Below are 13,914 nucleotides of genomic sequence, written 5' to 3' on the forward strand. Positions count from 1 at the left end.
GCACGGGTACCCGACCTCCGCCGGATCCTGATGCGCGCCCGACGGCGCAAGTCAGGCGCGCAGGCCCTTGAGCCCGTCGTAGGCCGCCATCACGACCTCGAGTCCCCGGTAGTCGTCCCCGGGCTCGCGCATCTGGTTCGGCACGTACGACACCGCCATGCGCGCGTCGGGTTCGATCATGACCGTCGCGCCGCCCCAGCCGCTCCAGCCATAGGTAGTGCCGAACAGGCCGTACCCCATGCCGTAGCGCATCGGCATGCCCAGGAGGCGGTCCTCGCCACGGAACTGTTCCTCCCACGCACGAGCACAGCCGGCCTGCGACAGCAGCCGCACCCCACGCACCGTTCCGCCGCACGCCATCACCGACTGCACGAGAGCGACCGAGCGGGCGTTGCCGAATCCGCTCGCCGCGGGGATCTCCGCGCGCCGCCAGGCGACGCTGTTCCCGTCACGGACCCGTATCCCACCTCCGGCGGTAGGGGGTGCGGTCTTGCCGGGGGCGCTCGACACGTAGTCCTCGTCGCGCGACAGCGGCGGGATCGCGAGCGCGACCCGGTGGTCGTGCTCGGCGGACAACCCGATGTGGAAGTCCGCGCCCAACGGCCCGGCCACCTCGTCGGCGAAGAACTCGCCCAGGCCGCGGCCGGTGATCCGGCGTACGACCTCGCCGACGAGGAACCCCTGGGTGAGCGAGTGATATCCGGCCGCGGTGCCCGGTTCCCACCGCGGAGCCTGCGCGGCGAGCCGCGCCGTGGCGGACGGCCAGTCGTAGAGATCCTCGGCCGTCGTCGGCCCGTCCCAGTCGGGCAGGCCCGCGGTGTGCGCGAGCAGGTGCCGCACCAGCACCCCGTCCTTGCCCGCCGCGGCGAACTCCGGCCAGTACCGGGCGACCGGCGCGGTCAGGTCGAGCTCGCCGCGGTCGGCCAGGACGAGGGCACACAGCGCCGTCATCGTCTTGGTGACCGACCAGACGCCCGCGATCGTGTCGCGCTGCCACGGGACCGCGCGATCCGTGTCGGTGAATCCGCCCCAGACGTCCACCACCGGCTCACCGTCCACGAAGACCGCCACCGAGGCGCCCACGTCTCCGGCGTCGAGCAACTCGGCGAGTGCGCCGGGTACCGCGGAGAAGAGATCGTCGTACGAACCCTGAATCTCGGCCATGCGCGGAACTTAGCCCGCACCGCACCACCGTGGTCAACCGAATATCCGCGACGAGGCCGCGCCCGGCCGCGCGAAGTGGGCCGGCCGGGGCCGTCCGCCGCGTCAGTCGTGGATGCGGAGGCCGGTGAGCCGACTGACCGCGGCCGGGTCACGGTGGTCGAAGAAGAGAGACCTGCCGGTGTCCAGGCCCGCGATGGACACCATCTGGTCGTCCGTGAGCTCGAAGTCGAAGACGTCGATGTTCTCCGCCATACGGTCGGCGCGGACCGACTTGGGGATCGCGACGATGCCGCGCTGGGACAGCCAGCGGAGCACGACCTGTGCCACGGACTTGCCGTGCTTCTCGGCGATCTCGCTCAGGACCGGGTGAGTGAACAGGTTGTTGCGGCCTTCGGCGAACCCGCCCCATGACTGGATCTGGACCCCGTGCTCGCGCATGACCTCTTGGTCGGTGGCGCGCTGGAAGAACGGGTGGGTCTCGATCTGGTTGACCGCGGGCGTGACGTCGTTGTTGACGATGAGGTCGACGAGCCGGTCGGGGTGGAAGTTGGCGACGCCGATCGCCTTGATGCGGCCCTCGCGATGCAGGTTCTGCATGGCGCGCCAGGAGCCGTGGACGTCGCCGAAAGGCTGGTGGATCAGGTACAGGTCGAGGTGGTCGAGGCCGAGCTTGCCCAGCGACGTCTCGAAGGCGCGCTTGGTGTTCTCCTCACCGGCGTCCTGGATCCACAGCTTGGTGGTGACGAAGAGTTCCTCGCGCGGGATGCCGCTGTTCTTGATGGCTCGGCCCACGGCCTCCTCGTTGAGGTAGGCGGCGGCGGTGTCGAGCAGTCGGTAGCCGGCGGCGAGGGCGTCGGTGACCGCCTGCTCGGTCTGCTCCGGCGGTATCTGGAAGACACCGAAACCGAGGATCGGCATTTCGACGCCGTTGTTGAGGATCACGGTCTGCACGGGATTTCCTTTCGGGAACAGCTGAGGCCATCGTCGGGAACAGCAGAGGCCGTCGATGAACCGGCCGCTCCGGCTCTGTGGCCGTCTCCAGCCCTCCGCCGAAGCGGGCACGGTCCGGTTCAGGGGCGGATGAGGACCTTGAGGGCCTCTCGATCGGCCATGGCGCGGTAGCCGTCGGGGACTTCGTCGAGGCCGACGGCGCGGTCGAAGAGGCGCGCGGGGGCGAGCGTGCCGTCGAGGACGTCCGGCAGGAGTTCCTCGATGTACGCGCGGGCCGGGGAGACACCACCGGTCAGGGTGATGTTCCGCATGATCATGGCCGGGCCGATGGGGCCCAGTTCGTACTGAGGTACGCCGAGGCGGCTGATGGCGCCGCCGTCGGTGACGGAGCCGAAGGCCGCCTGCAGGGCCTGCTCGGTGCCGACGGCTTCGATGACGCGATCGGCTCCGCGGCTGCCGGTCAGGTCACGCACGCGCGCGATGCCTTCCTCACCGCGTTCGGCCACGACATCCGTGGCACCGAAGTCCCGCCCCAGGTCGGTGCGGGCGGTGTGCCGGCCCATCAGGACGATCTGCTCGGCGCCCAGTCGCTTCGCGGCCAGCACCGCCGACAGGCCGACGGCTCCGTCGCCGATCACCAGAACGGAGTCACCGCGGGTGACACCGGCGGTGACCGCGCCGTGATGGCCGGTGCCCAGCACGTCGGAAAGGGACAGCAAGGAAGGCAGCAGCTCGGAGTCCTCGCCTACGGGCAGCTTGACGAGCGTGCCGGTGGCCTGGGGCACGCGGACGGCCTCGCCCTGCCCGCCGTCGACGCCACCCCAGCCGTAGCGGCCGCCGTTGCGGCACGAGGAGTGCAGACCCTTGCGGCAGTAGTCGCAGGTGTTGTCGCAGTACGTGAACGGGGCGACCACCATGTCACCGCGCTTCACCCCGGTCACGTCGGAGCCGGTCTCCTCGACGACGCCGAGGAACTCATGGCCCATGGGCCGCCCCTGTTCGCCGGCGGGCATGGACTTGTACGGCCACAGGTCACTGCCGCAGACGCAGGACAGGACGACTCGTACGACGGCGTCGGTGGGCTGCTGGATGACCGGGTCGGGCGCGTGCTCCACGCGCACATCGCCCGCGCCGTACATGAAGGTTGCTCGCATGAGGGATCTGTCCTTACTGGGTGTGTCGTGACTGGGTGTGTCGTGGACGGGGTGTGTTGTGGCTGGGTGTGTTGTCGGTCGGTGGGGCCCGCGCTGCGCGGAGGCCGGTCACGTACGAGGGGCGGGTCGCAGGCTCACGGTGGCCAGGACAGTCACCCCCACCGTCGCCGCGGCGATCAGCAGACTGGTGTGCAGCCCGCCGACGAACCCGGCTCGGTCGGCGACCAGCGCTCCGAAGGCGGCGACTGCCAGGGCGCCGCCGAGCTGCCGGGCGGCGTTCAGCACACCGCCGGCGACGCCGGCCCGCTCAGCGGGCACGCTGTCCAGCAGCAGCGCCACCAGCGCGGTCACGGCCATCGCGCCGCCGGCGCCGACCGGCATCATCAGCACCACCGACACCCACACCGGCGCTCCGGCGGGCACGACCACCATGGCCAGCAGGCCCGAGACCATCAGCAGCTGACCGCTGATCACCGGCATCCGCGCACCGAACCGCATCGACAGGCGGGCGGCCACCGGGCTGATGAAAGAGGTGAGCACGGTCATCGGCAGGAAGGCCACGCCGGTGGTGAGCGCGCTCAGCCCGTGCACCTGCTGGAGGTACAGCCCCAGCAGGAAGATCATTCCGTAGAAGCCGATGTTCAGGGCGAACCCGATGACGACCGAGAGTGACATCGTGCGCGAGCGCAGCAGCGGCAGCGGCGTCATCGGATGCCGGACGTGGGCCTGCGCGACGACGTAGCCGACGCCTGCCACGACCGCCACGGCGAAGGCGACCAGGACCCGCGCGGTACCGAACCCGTCGGCACCGGCCTCGATGACCGCGTACGTCAGCCCGCCCAAGGCGGCGACGGCGGCGACCTGGCCGATCCCGTCGAAGGGCACCGACCGGCGCGGGGAGGGCTGGGCGCGCTTGAGGAGCGCGAGGGCCACCGCACCGACGGGCAGATTGACGAAGAAGATCAACCGCCAGTCGATCACGGTGAGCAGACCACCGGCCACGGGCCCGGCCGCCGAGCCGACGGAGCCGCTCACACCCCACAGGGCGACGGCCCGCGCCCGCGCCGCCGGGTCGGGGAAGACCTCCCGCAGCAGGGCGAGGGAGGACGGTACGACCATCGCGGCCCCGACCCCCTGCACCAGCCGCGCCGCCACCAGAACGCCCATGCTCGGCGCCATCCCGCACACCGCGGACGCCACGACGAACAGGCCCAGGCCCCCGGCGAACGCCTGGCGGGCCCCGACACGGTCACTGATCGCGCCCGCGGACAGCAGAAGCGCGGCGAAGGTGAGGGTGTAGCCGTCGACCACCCACTGCAGCCCGGTCATCCCGCTGTCGAAGCCGCGCCCGATCGAGGGCAGCGCGACGTTCACGATCATCGCGTCGACCATGATCGTGAAGAAGCCGAGCAGCACGGCGGCCAGCGCCGGGCGCCCACCGGACCTGCTGTGCGGCGGCAGGCCGGCAGAGGTGGCCTGGAGAGGGGCGGGCGAGGCGGGCGTGGACACCGGACGATCTCCTGCACTGGGACGGGCGAGGTGCTGACGGAGATCGAGCCTCGCGCCTGCGCGGCGGCGGTGGCAGGCCGGGCTGTGCCGGGGAACGGCGTTCGGGGGTAATGACAGGGCCCCCCACACGCCTGCCACACAGGTCAGCGCGGTGTGACACTGACCGTATGGCATCCGCGCAGAGCAGCGGCGGCGGTACGGAGCTGGGTCAGTTCCTGCGCGCGCGCCGCACCCAGACCCGCCCCGACCAGGTCGGCCTCACCGTGGGGCCCGGCCTGCGCCGCACCCCGGGCCTGCGCCGCGAGGAACTGGCCACGCTCGCCGGCATGAGCATCGACTACTACGTCCGCATGGAACGCGGCAAGGAGACCCGCCCCAGCCCCGCCGTGCTCGACGCCCTCGCCCGCGCCCTGCACCTCGACGACGCCGAGCACCAGCACCTGCGCGAGCTCGCCGCCAGGGCCGCCCGCTACGCTCCCGAACCCCCGCCGCCGCCCAGCAGGACCGTGCGCCCGCACCTGAAGCTGGTCCTGGAAGCGCTCCGGCCGAGCCCGGCCTACATCATCAGCCGCAGCATGGATCTGCTCGCCTGGAACCCCGGCGGCCTCGCCCTGTACGCGGGCCTCGCCGACTGGCCCGCCACACAGCGCAACCTGGCCCGCTACTTCTTCCTCCACCCCACCGCGCGCACCCTCTTCCCCGACTGGGAGGAGCTGGTCCGCGGTTGTGTCGCCAGGCTGCGCAGCCTGGCCGGCACCGCCCCCGACGCCCCCGACCTCACCCACCTCGTGGGTGAACTCCTGCTCAAGAGCCCCGACTTCGCCAAACTGTGGGAGCGTTACGACGTCGTCGGACGCAAGAGGATCCAGAAGACCTTCCACCACCCCCAGGTCGGCGTCCTCACCCTCAGCGGCCAGAGCATGAACCTCGAAGGCACCCCGGGCCAACGCCTCGGCGTCTACATCGCCGAACCCGGCACCCCCGACCACGACGCCATGCTCCTGCTCGACGCGATCGCCCTCGAGCCGGCCGGGCACCGGGACATGAAGCCGGAACAGCAACCGCACTCGCGGCCCTGACCGAGACCTCCACGGCAGTCCGGTCAGTCAGGAAGGTTCACCGGTCAGTCAGGAACCTTCACCAGGCGTTGGCCGACCACTGCTCCGACAGCGTCCACAGCCGTCGTGCGTTTTCCGGATCGACGGCGTAGCCGCCCTGCTCGACGGTCTTGATGAGGTGGGCGGGAACCCGTCCGCTCCCGCGGCCGCCGGTGTGGCGCTGGAGGTTGGTGTAGATCGCACCCGGCATCAGCGCGTTGGCGGTGATGTTGTCGCCGGCCCAGCGACGGGTGGCCTCCACCGCGACGAGGACACCCGCGGTCTTGGACTGACCGTAGGCGAGCCATGGATCGTAGGGGCGGAAAGCGAAGTTGACGTCGTCGAACACCACCGGGGACTGCTGATGACCGGTGGAGCTGACCACGACGACGCGGGCGGCGCCGTCGGCGGCCAACGCGCCGTGCAGGCCGGTGGTGAGAGCGAAGTGGCCGAGATGGTTGGTGGCGAACTGCCACTCCCAGCCCTGCTCGGTGTACTTCTTGGGACAAACCATGACGCCCGCGTTGTTCACCAGCACATGCAGAGGGCCCTTCCAGGCGGCGGTGAAGGCGGTGACGGACGCGGGGTCGGTCAGGTCCAGGTGCGCGACACGCACCTCCTGGTTGCCGGTCGACCCGGTGATGTCCTTGGCGACACGTTCGCCCGCCGTCATGTCCCGGACGGCCAGGGTCACTTCCGCACCGGTGCCGGCGAGGGCGTGGGCCGTTGCCGCCCCGAGGCCGGAGGAGGCGCCGGTGACCACGGCGCGGCGGCCGGTGAGGTCGATTCCCTGCGCGACCTCGGTGGCCGTGCTCGAGAAACCGAACGGGGTCGTGATGGCACTCACGGATGAACTCCGTGCTTTGAGTCGAGGATGCTGTGTGCTGACGGGCGTGCGAGCTTCCGCCGTCAGGGCCTGAGCAGTCGGTCCTGCTCCACCGGTGGCGTTCCGTCGTGCCAGGGCAGGGCCTTGCCGAAGCGGATCAACTCGCCGTAGAGGGCGGGATCGACGTGCTCGGTGAAGACCAGGTCGAGCACCGCACGGGCGGCCTCGGAAGGCGACTGGGCCTGGCTGAAGTCGCTGAACCAGGGCCGGGAGGTGGCGGTGTCGACCATGCCGGGGCACACGGAGGCGATCAGGGTCCCGTCGGCGAGGTCGTGCTCGCGGCGTTCGGCCGCGACCGCGCGGACGGCGGCGACCTGGGCCACCTTCGAGGGCACGTTCAGCCAGCGTGGCCAGCCCGCCTCCTCGGCGGTCTTGTTGTGGACGGCGCTGCGCCAGGACTCGACGGCGTACTCGACCTGGTCGAGGCTCGCCCCGTCGAACAGGTGGTGCAGCCGCGGATCGAGGTGGCCGAGGGTGCCCAGGCTGCTGGCCACGACGATCAGTCGGCCGCCCGGACGCAGGACGGGTCCGAACGAGCGCAGGATCGCGTGCGTGGCGGTGTTGGAGACGTCGATGAACTCGTCGGCGCGCTCGGCCTGGGACTCCTCGGGCAGCAGTCGGGCGACGGCGTTGGAGAGCACGACGTCGACGCCGCCGTGCCGTGCCCGGAGTTCGTCGGCGAGTCGGGCGATGCCGTCGGTGTCGGTGACGTCCAGGACCTGGCCCTGGACATGGCTGCGTGTGCCCGGCAGGTGCGCCACTTCGCGGGCGGCGTCCGAGACGCGCTGGTGGCTGCGGCCGGTGAGCAGTACGAGGTCGTCGGGGTCCATACGGGACGCCAGCCCTTCGGCGAGCGCACGTCCGAGTCCCTGGTTGGCGCCCGTGACGAGGGCGATGCGCGAAGCGTTCATGCATGCCACGCTAGAAACGCGGCGGCCATGAGTCCAACGAGATTCACGCACGGCTAGTATGCGTAATCGGCATGGGCCAGTGATCGTTGATCACGGATTTGGAAGCGTCATGGACTTCACGGATGTGTCACTGACCGCGCTGCGCGTCTTCCGCGCCGTGGCCGAACAGGGGACCTTCACCGCGGCCGCGGCGTCGCTGGGTTACACCCAGTCGGCCGTGTCCCGGCAGATCGCCGCGATCGAACGCGTGGCAGGAGCCGAACTGCTGGAGCGGCGGCGCGACGGAGTACGGCTGACCGCGGCCGGCCTCGTCGTCATGCGCCGTGCGACGACCGTGCTCGACGAGATCGACGCGACCGCGCGTGAACTGTCCGGCCTGCCGGGGCAGACCGGGACGGTCCGGCTGGGATGGTTCCCCAGTGCCGGGGCCGTGCTGCTGCCCCGAGCCCTGGCCGCGCTGCGCCGCACGGACCCCGGCCTGCACATCGTCAGCCGCGAAGGCAGCACTCCGGCGCTCGTGCGCGCCCTGCGGGCCGGCAGCCTGGACCTCGCCCTGCTGGCGTCGGCGCCGCCCTTCCGGCCGCCGGACGCCGAGTCGCCGCCACTGACTCTGCACACGCTCACCGAACGCGCGCTGTGCCTGGCGCTGCCCGCCACCCACCCGCTCGGCCGCGGCGACTTCGTCGACGTGGCCGATCTGCGCGGGCAGCGTTGGATCGCCGGCTCCTCCTCCGGTGAGGACCGGCTGATGGGGGTGTGGCCCGGTCTGGACGAACGGCCAGAGATCGCCCACACCGCCCGCGACTGGCTGGCCAAACTTCACCTCGTCGCCGCCGGGTGCGGGCTGACGACCGTGCCGCCCGCACTCATCCAGGCGGCACCACCGGGGGTACGCATCCTTCCCGTGCGCGGTGGGCCCCAGGAGCAGCGGCGTCTGTTCCTGGCCCGCCTTCCCCACCCGCCGAGCGAACCGGTCACACGTGTGGCAGCCGCCCTGCGTGCCGCGGCCCTCGATGGTGACCCGCCGGGCTCAGACCCGTGACGGTCCCGGTCCCCCCATGTCACAGCCGGCTCGGGGTGACACGGACGTTGACGGTCTTCATCAGCGGCTGATCGCTTTGCGTGCTGTAGTCGGCCGCACCGATGAGGGCGTTCATCTCGGGCATGTACCCCGCCGCGCAGCCGCGGGGCATGTCGTAGCTCAACGCCCGGTACCCGGTGAGGGAGCGCTTGCTGCCGTCCTTGGAGGTGGCCGTGATGTCGACCAGGCTGCCGGGGACGATGCCACGGCAGCGCATGTCGGCGCGGTTCATGAGGACGAGTGTGCGCAGGTTCTTGATACCCCGGTAGCGGTCGTCGTCGGAGTAGATGGTCGTGTTCCACTGGTCGTGGGAGCGCATCGTCTGCAGCACCAACATGTCGTCCTTGGGCACGACATCCGGCAGTACGGCGGCGGAGAACTCGGCGCGGCCGGACGGGGTGAGGAAGACGAGTTCGCGGGCAGGTTGCTTGATCCGGAACCCCAGCGGCAGCCGGACGCGGCGGTTGAAGTCCTCGAAGCCGTCCAGGACTTGGGACATGGTGTCCCGGATACGGTCGTAGTCCTCGATGTACTGCTCCCACGGGACGACGCTGTCGGGAAGCGTCGCCCGCGCCATGCCGGCGATGATGGCGGGTTCGGACAGCAGATGGGGCGACGCCGGGCGCTTCATGCCGAGCGACAGGTGCACCATGCTCATGGAGTCCTCGACGGAGGTGGACTGCGGCCCACGACGCTGGTGGTCCTTCTCCGTCCGGCCGAGACACGGCAGGATGAGCGCCTTCCTGCCGTGGATCACGTGGCTGCGGTTGAGCTTCGTGCTGACCTGGACCGTCAGTCCGCAGCGCCGAAGTCCTTCGGCGGTGTACGAGGTGTCGGGGGCGGCCATCGCGAAGTTGCCGCCCATTCCGACGAACACCTTGACCGTGCCCCGGTGCATCCCCTCGACCACGCCGACCGTGTCCAGCCCGTGCGCACGGGGAGGGTCGATGCCGCAGACGTCGGCGAGCCGGTCGAGGAACTCGGGTGTGGGCCGGTGGTCGATGCCGCAGGTACGGTTCCCCTGCACGTTGCTGTGCCCGCGCACGGGTGACGGCCCGGCGCCCTCGCGCCCCAGGTTCCCGCGCAGCAGCAGGAGGTTGACGATCTCCCGAACGGTGTCCACACCGTGTTCGTGCTGGGACACCCCGAGGCACCAGCTGATCAGGGTCCGGTCGGACCGCGAATACACGTCGGCGGCCTTCAGGATGTCCGCGCGCGTCAGCCCGGACTGGCGCTCCAGCTCGTGCCACGGTGTCGCCTCGCACAGGGCCCGGTACTCCTCGAATCCCTGGGTGTGGCGGTCGATGAACTCGCGGTCGAGTGCCTTCGGGTCCGAGGCCGACTCCTCGATCACCGCCTTGGCCATGCCACGCAGGAGCGCCATGTCGCCGCCCGCACGGACCTGCAGGTTGAGCGTGCTCGTGCGCGTCGACTTGAACAGGGCCATGTCGACGAACTCGTGCGGGACGATGGTCCGGGTGGCGGCCGCCTCGATGAGTGGATTGACGTGCACGATCTGCGCACCCCGCCGGTATGCCTCGGCGAGCGCGGTCAGCATGCGCGGAGCGTTGGAGGCCGCGTTGACGCCCATGATGAACAGGGCGTCGGCACTCTCCCAGTCGGCGAGGTCGGCCGTGCCCTTTCCGGTGCCGAGCGACGCATGCAGGGCCCGTCCTGACGCCTCGTGACACATGTTGGAGCAGTCGGGCAGATTGTTGGTGCCGTACTCACGGGCCATCAACTGGTACAGGAACGTCGCCTCGTTGCCGAGGCGTCCCGAGGTGTAGAAGGCGGCTTCGTTCGGGTCGTCGAGGGCCCGCAGCTCGCGTCCGACGAGCTCGAACGCGGCCTTCCAGGTGATGGGCTCGTAGTGGTCCGTCTCCTCGTTGTAGACCATCGGCTCCGTCAGCCTGCCCGTGTCCTCCAGCGCGAAGTCGGTCCATGTCGCCAGCTCCGAGACGGAGTGCGCGGCGAACAGCTCACGTCCGGCACGCTTGGGCGTCATCTCCCAGGTGACGTGCTTGATGCCGTTCTCACAGATGTCGAGCTTGAGACCCTTGGTGTCGTCGGGCCACGCGCAGCCCGGGCAGTCGAAGCCCCCGCTCTCGTGGTTCATCTTGAAGATGGCGCGTGGCCCGTCGATCAGCGTGTGTTCCCGCAGGAGGACGTGCGTCACGCTCTTGGCGGCACCCCAGCCGGCGGCCGGATGATGGTAGGCCCGCTGCGACAGCTGCTTCTCGGTGGTGGGCCCCTCGCCCCCAGCCGGTGTCTCCGCGTCGTGCGGCGATTCGTTTTCCGCGACAGCCTTGTCGGCATCCGAGGTAGTCATGCTGGTCAGCCCTTCGTATGCACCGCCGAAGGAGTATGTGGAAACGCTACAACCATCCTGTGGCGCCCTCAAACGGGCCACAGACGCATACGCACCCCACGGCCGTCATGCGGCGCCCGCCGGTCGTCCGCGCCGGTCGTATGTGCGGGATTCATCTCGCCCGATGCAGGCGCTCGAGCAGAACATAGGCGCGCTGCTCCGCGGCTGCCAGTCGGGCGGGGTCGACATCCGCCGCGTACAGCTCCCCGGCAGCGGTGTCGTCCGCCTCGCGCAGCTCCACCACAGCCACGGCCAGCTGTGTCTGAACGGCAGGGTGCGGTACGGCGGCGGAGTCGGCCAGTGCCTGTTCGGCGCGTTCGGATGCCTCGCCGCACGCGGCCAGCGCTCGTTCCACACGTGCTGCCGGACGCCCGTGGACCACCAGCAGGGCACATGCCAGACCGATGAGGATGCCGAGGACACTGCCAAGCGTCCGGTCGTGGACGAGCGTTCCCACAGGGGCCGGGGACGCCAGGTCGCTCATCAGCAGTGCGAGCGGCGTGAGGAAGACGACGCCGAGGCCGTAGTTCCGGGCCACGGTGTATTCCAGCAGGAATTCGAAGAGCACGATCAGGGCGACGAGAGCCGTCGGCACCGGGTGGGTGGCCAGCACGCCGAACGCGATCAAGAGCCCGGCCGCCGTGCCCAGGGTGCGTTGGAGGGCACGCTCCAAGGTGGAGCGGACGTTGACGGAATGCAGGACGGCGGCCGCGGAGAGTGCGGCCCAGTATCCGTGTCCAAAGCTCAGGAACGCGGCCAGGCCACCTGCCAGGCCGGTGCCGAGAGCCATCCGGAACGCGGGGACGACAAGTACCGCGACATGGCCCGGGCTGCCGGCACCGCTCCCCACGGTCAGTTCGGCGGCGCGCCGGGCCGCGGGACCGGCCTCGTCCGGATGGCCGTGTGCCGTATCTGTGGACGGGGTGGACGGGGTGGACGGGAACATCGGGTGCGGCAGCGGGGCTGGGGGACGGCGGTACCTGACGGTCAGGTACCGAGCCTGCACACGCAGATACCGCGCTGTCGGGGCGTCGGGAGTCTGCCGGCGTACGGAGGTGATCAGGAGCGACCAGGCGAGGTCGGTCAGGAAGACACATGTCCCGCTCCGCTCGCCGTGCCGCTGATCGGCTGTCAGGGGGCTCAGGCCGAGCGACTGATACGCCCGTAGGACGGCGGCGGTTGCCCGGTGCCGTGTGTGCACGGCGCGATCGGTTCCTCCGCCTTGTTCCAGCAGGTCGGCGAGTTCGCGGAGGGCCACGGCCACCGCGAGCCGCTGCGGGCGGTCCGGGTGCACGACCCAGCCCACCAGTGCCAGTGCCCAGGCCGTGGCCGCGCCCGTTGCGGCGAGCCCTGTCTCGGCGAGCACGTCGGTGAGCCCGTCGGCTGGGCCGTTGGCCGCCACGGCGAACGAGAAGAGCATCAGCACGGCACCGAGGCCACTCAGCCGTGTCGCGTCGCAGAGGAACTTCGCCAGGCCGGCCGTGACCGCCATCGCGGCAATCACCGCGGCAGCGCCGACACCTCCCGCCTGCGGATCGGTCAGTGCGGCGAGCGTCGCACCAAGGCCGACGCACATCGTCATGGCCACCGCGGCCACGGCGAGGACGCGGGCGCGACGGCTGTAGGGCAGGTTGCGCCCGAACGTGGTGGTGAACGCGCCCAGCATGGGAAAGACGGCGAGGGCGGTTCGTCCGGAGAGCACCAACGGGACCGCGGGCAGTGCCATGGCCAGTGCCGCGCGCAGAGCGAAGAGGAGCGCTCCGTCCACCGCGTGCAGGGTGAGCGCGCCGCGCGGCGAGAGTACGCGCGTCAATGTGGTGCGGTGATGGCGGGACATGGTACCGAGACGGTCCGGGACACCATGACAATTGCGCGATCCACCCGTGGAATTGCCACATCTGCCCACTTCTTCGAGATCAGTGAACGAGGATTCCTGCGAAGAGGTTGATGGCGGTAGCCAGAATGCTCGTGCCGAAGACGTACGACAGCAATGTGTGCCGGAGCACCATCGAGCGGATGATCCCACTGGAGACGTCGGTGTCGGAGACCTGGTAGGTCATGCCGAGGTTGTAACTGAAGTACAAGAAGTCCCGGTACGCCGGCGGCTGGTCGGAGTTGAAATCGATCCCGCCCTCGGAATCCACGTAGTAGAGGTACGCGTAGCGGGTGGCGTACATCAGATGCAGTGCCGCCCAGGCCATGAACACGCCGAGCAGCGCCGTCGCGGCATGGCCGGTGTCGGAGTTGCCGAGCAGGAACACCACGATGCCGACCAGACCGCACAGAGCGACGGTGACGACGACGATTTCCTCGAGGACGGGACGCAGGTCCTCGCGTCGAGCATTGCCTCGGGTCGAGGCGGCGTCCATCGGCCACAGCACGATCCAGCCGACCACCACGAAGAATGTCTGGGTCGCGGCGATACCCGCGAGAATGGCCAGCGGAGTGTCGCTGGACAATGCGACGGCCACGCCGACCGCCGCTCCGACGGCGACCGCGATGGCGAGCCGTGGGACTGCGGAAAGCGACAAACGGATGCTCACGCTCACAAGCCACAACGGTAGTGCTTCGTGGCTCCTCGGCACGGCGAGAGCGGGACCAGGGGGTGACGGGATCCCGCCTGCGTCCGGACGTACGGGACGTCCACGCGCCGTGATCGCGTCACGAGCTCCTACGGGACCGGAAACTCCTTTCTGAGAAACCACATACCTTCGATGTGCCCTTTTCTCGAAGCGCGCTGAGACGGCGACGAAGTTTCCCTTCACGACCTGGTCGAGAGTTTTGAGAGCGAGC

The 13,914-nt window shown here is 70.1% G+C and carries 11 protein-coding genes; 2 read left to right on the plus strand and 9 right to left on the minus strand.

What is annotated here, in order from left to right; all coding sequences use genetic code 11:
* Positions 1-51 precede the first annotated feature (51 nt).
* The 4 genes from ACZ7M3_RS41120 to ACZ7M3_RS41135 all read right to left on the minus strand — a co-directional run bounded on the left by ACZ7M3_RS41120 (position 52) and on the right by ACZ7M3_RS41135 (position 4,778).
* Positions 52-1,164, minus strand: coding sequence for a serine hydrolase domain-containing protein (locus tag ACZ7M3_RS41120; RefSeq protein WP_472070544.1), 1,113 nt, complete (start codon positions 1,162-1,164; stop codon positions 52-54).
* Positions 1,165-1,266: 102 nt separating this feature from the next.
* Positions 1,267-2,115: an aldo/keto reductase gene (locus ACZ7M3_RS41125; protein WP_472070546.1), complete on the minus strand. Its 849-nt coding sequence runs from the start codon at positions 2,113-2,115 to the stop codon at positions 1,267-1,269.
* A 119-nt stretch (positions 2,116-2,234) separates the two neighbouring features.
* Positions 2,235-3,269, minus strand: a complete 1,035-nt coding sequence (locus ACZ7M3_RS41130) for an alcohol dehydrogenase catalytic domain-containing protein (RefSeq protein ID WP_472070548.1) — start codon at positions 3,267-3,269, stop codon at positions 2,235-2,237.
* Positions 3,270-3,377: 108 nt separating this feature from the next.
* A complete protein-coding gene (locus ACZ7M3_RS41135; RefSeq protein WP_472070550.1) occupies positions 3,378-4,778 on the minus strand; it encodes an MFS transporter in 1,401 nt (466 codons plus the stop codon).
* A gap of 167 nt (positions 4,779-4,945) precedes the next feature.
* On the opposite strand from ACZ7M3_RS41135, the gene ACZ7M3_RS41140 reads away from it, so the two are divergent.
* Positions 4,946-5,857 carry a helix-turn-helix transcriptional regulator gene (locus tag ACZ7M3_RS41140; RefSeq protein ID WP_472070552.1) on the plus strand — a complete coding sequence of 304 codons (912 nt, stop codon included), beginning with the start codon at positions 4,946-4,948 and terminating at the stop codon, positions 5,855-5,857.
* 58 nt (positions 5,858-5,915) lie between these two features.
* Here ACZ7M3_RS41140 and ACZ7M3_RS41145 read toward each other — a convergent pair whose 3' ends face one another.
* Positions 5,916-6,722, minus strand: coding sequence for an SDR family NAD(P)-dependent oxidoreductase (locus ACZ7M3_RS41145; protein WP_472070554.1), 807 nt, complete (start codon positions 6,720-6,722; stop codon positions 5,916-5,918).
* Positions 6,723-6,784: 62 nt separating this feature from the next.
* Positions 6,785-7,672 (minus strand): SDR family NAD(P)-dependent oxidoreductase, encoded by an 888-nt coding sequence (locus ACZ7M3_RS41150; RefSeq protein ID WP_472070556.1) that lies wholly within the window; start codon positions 7,670-7,672, stop codon positions 6,785-6,787.
* Between the two features lie 109 nt (positions 7,673-7,781).
* On the opposite strand from ACZ7M3_RS41150, the gene ACZ7M3_RS41155 reads away from it, so the two are divergent.
* Complete coding sequence (locus ACZ7M3_RS41155; protein ID WP_472070557.1) at positions 7,782-8,714, plus strand: LysR family transcriptional regulator; 933 nt, start codon at positions 7,782-7,784, stop codon at positions 8,712-8,714.
* 19 nt (positions 8,715-8,733) lie between these two features.
* On the opposite strand, the gene ACZ7M3_RS41160 is transcribed toward ACZ7M3_RS41155, so the two are convergent.
* From ACZ7M3_RS41160 to ACZ7M3_RS41170, 3 genes are all read right to left on the minus strand, one after another.
* Positions 8,734-11,082, minus strand: coding sequence for an FdhF/YdeP family oxidoreductase (locus ACZ7M3_RS41160; protein ID WP_472070558.1), 2,349 nt, complete (start codon positions 11,080-11,082; stop codon positions 8,734-8,736).
* Positions 11,083-11,233: 151 nt separating this feature from the next.
* Positions 11,234-12,958 carry an FUSC family protein gene (locus ACZ7M3_RS41165; protein WP_472070559.1) on the minus strand — a complete coding sequence of 575 codons (1,725 nt, stop codon included), beginning with the start codon at positions 12,956-12,958 and terminating at the stop codon, positions 11,234-11,236.
* A gap of 79 nt (positions 12,959-13,037) precedes the next feature.
* A complete protein-coding gene (locus tag ACZ7M3_RS41170) occupies positions 13,038-13,664 on the minus strand; it encodes a DUF1345 domain-containing protein (RefSeq protein ID WP_472070561.1) in 627 nt (208 codons plus the stop codon).
* Between the last annotated feature and the right edge of the window lie 250 nt (positions 13,665-13,914).

Source organism: Streptomyces sp. NPDC111656 (assembly GCF_055656965.1).

Excerpts from the sequence above, each read along its gene's own strand:
- ACZ7M3_RS41160 (WP_472070558.1), bottom strand. The coding sequence starts at position 11,082 with ATGACTACCTCGGATGCCGACAAGGCTGTCGCGGAAAACGAATCGCCG.
- ACZ7M3_RS41155 (WP_472070557.1), top strand. The coding sequence starts at position 7,782 with ATGGACTTCACGGATGTGTCACTGACCGCGCTGCGCGTCTTCCGCGCC.
- ACZ7M3_RS41150 (WP_472070556.1), bottom strand. The coding sequence starts at position 7,672 with ATGAACGCTTCGCGCATCGCCCTCGTCACGGGCGCCAACCAGGGACTC.
- ACZ7M3_RS41165 (WP_472070559.1), bottom strand. The coding sequence starts at position 12,958 with ATGTCCCGCCATCACCGCACCACATTGACGCGCGTACTCTCGCCGCGC.
- ACZ7M3_RS41120 (WP_472070544.1), bottom strand. The coding sequence starts at position 1,164 with ATGGCCGAGATTCAGGGTTCGTACGACGATCTCTTCTCCGCGGTACCC.
- ACZ7M3_RS41140 (WP_472070552.1), top strand. The coding sequence starts at position 4,946 with ATGGCATCCGCGCAGAGCAGCGGCGGCGGTACGGAGCTGGGTCAGTTC.
- ACZ7M3_RS41130 (WP_472070548.1), bottom strand. The coding sequence starts at position 3,269 with ATGCGAGCAACCTTCATGTACGGCGCGGGCGATGTGCGCGTGGAGCAC.